The sequence below is a fragment of the Actinomadura bangladeshensis genome (genome assembly GCF_004348335.1).
Classification (GTDB): domain Bacteria; phylum Actinomycetota; class Actinomycetes; order Streptosporangiales; family Streptosporangiaceae; genus Spirillospora; species Spirillospora bangladeshensis.
This window is the reverse complement of the sequence record NZ_SMJW01000349.1, coordinates 1-6832: the sequence shown is the minus strand read 5'-3', so window position 1 is coordinate 6832 and position 6832 is coordinate 1. Positions and strand designations below refer to the sequence as shown.

The following is a 6832-nucleotide window of genomic DNA, read 5'->3' as shown; positions in this document are numbered from 1 at the left end:
GGACCCACCTCCCCCGCCCCCCGTCTCGCCGCCGGCAGCGTTCACGGAAGCAGAGGTGTTCAACGTGCAGACGCAGACACAGGTGCGGGAACTCATGGGCATGAGCGTGACCGACACCAACGGGACCAAGGTCGGCACGATCAAGCAGGTCTACCTCAACGACGACTCCGGTTCGCCGGAGTGGGTGACCGTGCACACCGGATGGTTCGGGATGCGGGAGAGCTTCGTCCCGCTCTCGGGTTCGCGCAAGAACAAGGACATGCTGCAGGTCCCGTACGACAAGGAGACCATCAAGGGCGCCCCGAACGTCGACGCCGACGAGCACCTGTCGCACGCCCAGATCGTGGACCTGTACCGGCACTACGGCGTGCGCCCCCCGGGCGGTCGCCGCCAGGGCGGCGACGCGGAGACGGCGCGGGACGCCGACCGGACGGCCGGTGACCGCGGGCCGACGGGTGAGGCCGGGACGACCGAGACGACCGAGACGACCGGGAGCACCGAGACGGGCACGGCCGGGCCCGCGGGCGCCGCCGGGATGGCCGTCCGCCCGGACCGGGCGGGCCGCGAGCAGCCGGCCATGCCGCCGCAGTCGGCGCGCGAGGGCGCGGAGGCCCCGATGACCGAGATCACCCGGTCGGAGGAGCAGATGCGGATCGGCACCGAGCGGCACGAGGCCGGCCGCGTCCGGGTGCACAAGTACGTCGAGACGGAGATGGTCGAGCGCACGATCCCGGTCTCGCACGAGGAGGTGCGGATCGACCGCGAGCCGATCGTGGGCGGCGAGCCGAACCCGCAGGTCACCCTTGCCGAGGACGACCACGAGATCATCCTCTACGAGGAGCGGCCGGTCATCGCCAAGGAGACCATCCCGGTCGAGCGCATCCACGTGCGCACCGAGGAGGTGCAGGACGAGCAGACGGTGCGCGGCGAACTCCGCAAGGAGCGCATCGAGGTGACCCGCGACGAGGACGTTCGCGGGGAGGACCGCGGGAAGCGCGGTCGCCCGTCCACATGAGCGACGCGCGGTCCTGAGTGAGCGCCACACCGGATGGCGAGCGCCCGGGCAGGCCGTTCACCCGCCGGCCGCCCGGGCGCTCGCGTGGCCGGAGGTGGCCAGTGCGACCGGTGGTGCGGGAGCGCCGGCGCCGGCCGGGCAGCGCCGCCGGGGCGGGGGCGCTCTCGGTCCGCGCCGTCCGACCGGCTTTGTTCGGTGCATGATTCAACGTGTGAATTTAGTCTCCGTCAACCCCTCTTCCCCAGTTTTCACCAGGGTCCGGCGAGCGCCGGGCGGGTCCGTTGACAGCCGCCCGGAAGCCGGGGGAGGTTCCTGAGTGACGACGTCGCCGAGCGCGGAGGTCGTGGCCGTCCGGGCGTGCCGCGACCTCCGCGCCCGGCCGTGTGCGGTCCGCCGGGCCGTGCGGCGTCCTCGCAGCGACTCAGGAGGGACGACTTGCGACACCCCCACAGACGCGTCATCGCCACCCGGATCGGGCGATCACTGGTCGCGCTCGCGGCCATCGCCGCGCTCCCGTCCGCCATCGCGGTACCGCCCGCGGTGGCCGACGGGCCGCCGGCCTACCTCAACGCGCGGCTCCCCGTCGCCCAGCGGGTGGGCGACCTGCTCGGCCGGATGACGCTGGAGGAGAAGGTCGGCCAGATGGCGCAGGCCGAGCGCGGCGCCATCGACGGCGACCGCGACCAGATCACGACGCTGGCGCTCGGCTCGGTGCTGTCCGGCGGCGGCTCGGTGCCCGCCGACAACACCCCGGCCGGCTGGGCCGACATGGTGGACGCCTACCAGGCGAAGGCGCTCGCCACCCGGCTGAAGATCCCGCTGCTGTACGGGATCGACTCGGTGCACGGACACAACAACCTCGTCGGTGCGACGATCTTCCCGCACAACATCGGGATGGGCGCGACCCGCGACCCCGCGCTCGTCGAGCGGGAAGAGCAGATCACCGCGATCGAGACCAAGGCGACCGGGCCGCAGTGGGTGTTCGCGCCGTGCGTCTGCGTCAGCCGCGACCTGCGCTGGGGCCGGACGTACGAGTCCTTCGGCGAGGACCCGCGGCTCGTGAGCGAGATGGCCGTCGGCATCGAGGGCTTCCAGGGCGAGCACAAGCGGGACATGGCGACGAACCGGCACGTCCTCGCGACGGCGAAGCACTTCGCTGGGGACGGCGACACGAAGTTCGGCTCGTCCACCAGCGGGACGTACACGATCGACCAGGGCGTCACCGTCACCGACCGCAGGACGTTCGCGAAGATCGACCTCGCGCCGTACGTTACGGCCGTGCGCAAGTACGGCGTCGGCAGCATCATGCCGTCGTTCTCCAGCGTCGACTGGACCGAGGACGGCGTCGGCAACCCGGTCAAGATGAGCGCGCACGAGGAGCTGCTGACCGAGGTCCTCAAGAAGAAGATCGGCTTCGACGGGTTCCTCATCAGCGACTGGGCGGCCATCCAGCAGATCCCCGGCGACTACGCCACGCAGGTGCGCACGTCCGTCAACGCCGGCATGGACATGTTCATGGAGCCCTACAGCGCCCCGCAGTTCATCCAGACGCTGATCGCCGAGGTCAAGGCGGGACGCGTGAAGATGTCCCGCATCGACGACGCCGTGCGCCGCATCCTGACGGCGAAGTTCGAGCTCGGCCTGTTCGAGCACCCCTACACCGACCGCAGCCTCGCGAAGACGATCGGATCGCCGGAGCACCGCGCGGTCGCGCGGCAGGCCGTCGCGGAGTCGCAGGTCCTGCTGAAGAACGCGGGCCGCGCGCTGCCGCTGCGCAAGAACGCGCGGATCTACGTCGCGGGCGCCAACGCCGACGACATCGGCAACCAGGCGGGCGGCTGGACGGTCACCTGGCAGGGCTCGTCCGGGAACATCATCCCCGGCACGACGATTCTGGACGGCATCAAGCAGAACTCGTCCCACGTCACCTACAGCGCGGACGCGTCGGCGTCCATGGCGGGCAGTGACGTCGGCGTCGTCGTGGTCGGCGAGACCCCGTACGCCGAGGGCGTCGGCGACGTCGGCAACGGGCACACGCTGAACCTGTCCGACGCCGACAAGGCCGCGATCGACAAGGTGTGCGGCGCGATCCGGACCTGCGTCGTCCTGGACGTCGCGGGACGGCCGCAGATCGTCACCGACCAGCTGTCCGAGATGGACGCGTTCGTCATGTCCTGGCTGCCGGGCAGCGAGGGCGCGGGCGTCGCGGACGTCCTGTTCGGCAAGCGTCCCTTCACCGGCCGCCTGCCGGTGACGTGGCCGCGCAGCGAGGCCCAGGAGCCGATCAACGTCGGCGACCGCGCCTACAAGCCGCTGTTCCCCTACGGCTACGGCCTCCGCACCCGACCCCACCACCACTGACCCCCGTTGACCTGCGGCGTGTTGTTGTTATAGGGCGCCTCATAACAACAACACGCCGCAGGTCAACGCACTCAGTGCGGCCGTCCGGTCGTTTATCCCGGTTTCTACGGGTGAGGCTTCCAGCGTCGTGAAGGGAGACGCGGGTGGACGGCGAGCCGCGGGTGGCGTTCGTGCTCGGCGGCGGCGGCGTGCTCGGCGCGCACGAGGTCGGCATGCTGCGGGCGCTCGCGGAGGCCGGCGTCCGGCCCGACCTCGTCGTCGGGACGTCGATCGGCGCGCTGAACGGCGCGTTCGTGGCGGCCGACCCCGGCACGGCCGTCGAGCGCCTCACCAGCCTGTGGTCCGACGACGCCACCCGCGACGTGTTCGGCGCGCGGCTCTGGGCGCGGCTGTGGACGCTCGCCCGCTCCGGCACCCACCTGCACTCGAACGAGCCGCTGCGCCGCATGCTGGACGAGCTGCTCCCCGTCCGGACGTTCGAGGAGCTCGCCGTCCCCTTCCAGTGCGTCGCCGCCGGGATCGAGACGGCGATGGCGCACTGGTTCACCTCCGGCCCGCTGGTGCCGGCGGTGCTGGCCTCGTCCGCCGTGCCGGGGCTGCTGCCGCCCGTCCGGGTCGGGGACCGGCACTACTTCGACGGCGGGCTCGTCCACAGCATCCCGGTCGGTCGGGCGGTGATGCTCGGCGCGACGACCGTCTACGTCCTGCACGTCGGCCGCATCGAGCGCGACCTGCCGCCGCCGCGCCTCCCGTGGGAGGTCGGCATGGTCGCGTTCGAGATCGCGCGGCGGCACCGGTTCTTCGAGGAGATGGCGACCCTTCCGGACGGCCTGGCCGTGCACGTCCTGCCGGCGGGCGCCAAGCCGCAGAAGGCCGGCGTAGACCTCGCCCAGATGCGCTACCGGAACGTGTCCGGGATCCGGGCTCACATCGAACGCGCCTACCAGGCATCCTTGGAGTACCTCAAAGAACGAGCGTGACATGCTGCCACCCTCCGTCGTCCGCCGCCTGGCCTTCACGCCGCTGCTGTTCGTCCTGACCCTGCTGATCATCGTGGTCTTCCCGGTCGGGTACGCGGCGGCCTTCCTGATCGGACGCGACCGCAAGAGGGCGCTCCGGCTGCTGTGGTTCGCGCTCGCCTGGGGGACGCGGGAGTCGGTCGCCGTGCTGCAGTGCGGCCTGCTGTGGATCCGCCGCCGCACCCGCGACGACCGGCACTACGACGTCATCCGCCGCTACGTCGCCGGGCTGTACGGGTCCGCGCAGCGGCGGCTCGGCCTGCGGGTGGAGGTCTCCGGCGGCGGCGCCGCGCCGCCCGGCGACCGCCCGCTGATCGTCCTCAGCCGGCACGCCGGGCCCGGTGACGCGCTCCTGCTCGTCCACCACCTGATGACCGACTACCGGCGGCGGCCCCGCGTCGTCATGAAGGCGCAGCTCCAGTTCGACCCGTGCATCGACATCGCCGCGAACCGGATGCCGAACGTGTTCGTCACGCCCGGCGGCGGCGCCGCCGAGGACATCGGCCGGCTCGCCGCGGGCCTCGGCCCGCGCGACGCGCTGCTGATCTTCCCCGAGGGCGGCAACTTCTCTCCGGAGCGGCGGCGCCGCGCGATCCGGCGGCTGACCCGGCTCCGCCGCACCGACGAGGCGACCCGCGCCGCCGCGATGCGCCACCTGATGCCGCCGCGCCCCGGCGGCGTCCTCGCCGCGCTCGACGCCGCGCCGTCCGCCGACGTCGTGTTCGTCGCGCACATCGGCCTCGACCACATGGCCACGGCCCGGGACGTGTGGCGGCGCATCCCGCTGACCGGGCCCGTCCAGGCCCGCTGGTGGCGGATCCCCGCCGAGGAGGTCCCGGGCGACCGGGACGCCCGCGTCGGCTGGCTCTACGAGCAGTGGGAGCGCGCCGACGCCTGGATCGGTGCACACCGGGCAGCCGTGTCCGGGTGACATCATGGACGCATGGGCGACGAGGGGTCCGTGCGGGTCGATCTGTGGATCTGGTCCGTGCGGCTGCTGAAGACCCGTTCGATGGCGACGACGGCGTGCCGGGCGGGCCATGTCCGCGTGAACGACGAGCGCGCCAAGCCGTCCACCGCGGTGAAGCCGGGCGACACGGTGCGGCTCCGCCATGACGGGCGGGAGCGGGTCGTCGTCGTGCAGAAGATCGTCCGCAAGCGGGTCGGCGCGCCCGCCGCGCAGGAGTGCCTGATCGACCAGAGCCCGCCCCCGCCGCCGCGCGAGGCGCTCATCCCGGTCGGCCGCCGCGAGCGCGGCGCGGGCCGCCCCACCAAGCGCGACCGCCGCGAACTGGAACGCATCCTCGACCGCTACCGCATCCTCAACAACCCGCCCAAAGAGGACTGAGGACTGATCACACGACCCGCGGCTGCGACCGGCCGAGGACGGTGCCGTCGGCGGCCAGGGCCTCGGCGATGACGCCGGGGGAGTGCGCGAGCGTCACCGCCGTCTCGAAGCCCTTGCGCGGAACGGTCCTCGCCGCAACCGGGCGGGTCTCGGAGCCGGTGACGAAACGCCAGCGGGCGACGTCGGTCGCGCCGTTCCAGCTCGCATGGACGCGCATGAGGCCGTCCGGCAGCGGCGTCACCGCGACGTCCGGGGCGGTCGCGGGACGCGCGGACCAGTCGGCGCGGTACACGCGGTAGGAGCCGTCGCCGATCCCGGTGACCTCCAGCCTGGGCGTGCCGTCGGCGGCGAACTCCGTCATCGCCGGCGTCGAACCCCAGCCGACGAGCACGTTCCCGTCCGGCAGGATCTGCATGTTGCCCATGTACTGGCCGAAGGTCCTGCCGTCGGCGTACTCGCGGACCCGTTCCGCTGTGCGGGCGTCCTCGTCGACCTTGAGGACGAGCCCCCGGGAGGGGCCGTCGCCGGGCTCGTCGATGCGGTTGTCGAACAGCGTGATCGTCCCGTCCGGCTGCCGGCGGGCATCGTGCTGCCAGGCGAACGCGGCGCCGTCGCCGAGCGCGAAGTCGCCGCGCCGGCCGCCGAGCCGCCAGCGGACGGCGCCCGTCCGCCGGTCGAGCGAGTAGAGGGCGCAGGTGTTGCGCGCCGACAGCAGCAGCGTGTCCCCGTCGTCCTGGACCGAGTTGACGTGGACGGGGTCGAACGCCTTGCCCTTCGTGCCGTTCGCGTCCTTGGTCAGGGGCGTGCGGGTCTCGGTGATGTCGAGGTGGTCGAGGGCGCTCCAGTCGAGCAGCACCTCGCCCGTGCGGACGTCGATCTCCTGGACCCGGTTGTCGAGGACCTCCGCCTCGCGCGGCCCGCCGATCGGACGCAGGTCGGCCGTGACCGTCGGATAGGCGATGATCAGCGCCGTCCCGCGGTCGGTGAGCACGAACTCGTGGAAGTCGCCCCGCACGCCGTTCCCGGTCCGGACCTCGGCGACGCGCCGGTAGTCGCGGCCGAGGAGGACGCCGGTGCCCGCCCCGTGCC

At 72.6% G+C, this 6832-nt stretch carries 6 protein-coding genes; 5 read left to right on the top strand and 1 reads right to left on the bottom strand.

Annotated elements, in window-relative coordinates; all coding sequences use genetic code 11:
• Positions 1-64 precede the first annotated feature (64 nt).
• The 5 genes from E1284_RS37170 to E1284_RS37150 all read left to right on the top strand — a co-directional run bounded on the left by E1284_RS37170 (position 65) and on the right by E1284_RS37150 (position 5743).
• Positions 65-1015: a DUF2382 domain-containing protein gene (locus E1284_RS37170; protein ID WP_165965575.1), complete on the top strand. Its 951-nt coding sequence runs from the start codon at positions 65-67 to the stop codon at positions 1013-1015.
• A 435-nt stretch (positions 1016-1450) separates the two neighbouring features.
• A complete protein-coding gene (locus E1284_RS37165) occupies positions 1451-3376 on the top strand; it encodes a glycoside hydrolase family 3 protein (protein ID WP_243714982.1) in 1926 nt (641 codons plus the stop codon).
• A gap of 143 nt (positions 3377-3519) precedes the next feature.
• Positions 3520-4356, top strand: a complete 837-nt coding sequence (locus E1284_RS37160; RefSeq protein ID WP_243714981.1) for a patatin-like phospholipase family protein — start codon at positions 3520-3522, stop codon at positions 4354-4356.
• A gap of 1 nt (position 4357) precedes the next feature.
• Complete coding sequence (locus tag E1284_RS37155) at positions 4358-5326, top strand: 1-acyl-sn-glycerol-3-phosphate acyltransferase (RefSeq protein ID WP_131944833.1); 969 nt, start codon at positions 4358-4360, stop codon at positions 5324-5326.
• 12 nt (positions 5327-5338) lie between these two features.
• Positions 5339-5743, top strand: a complete 405-nt coding sequence (locus E1284_RS37150) for an RNA-binding S4 domain-containing protein (protein WP_131944832.1) — start codon at positions 5339-5341, stop codon at positions 5741-5743.
• Between the two features lie 7 nt (positions 5744-5750).
• Here the strand turns inward: E1284_RS37150 and E1284_RS37145 are convergent.
• Positions 5751-6832: arylsulfotransferase family protein (locus E1284_RS37145; RefSeq protein WP_131944831.1), on the bottom strand; the 1082-nt coding region annotated here is incomplete at its 5' end.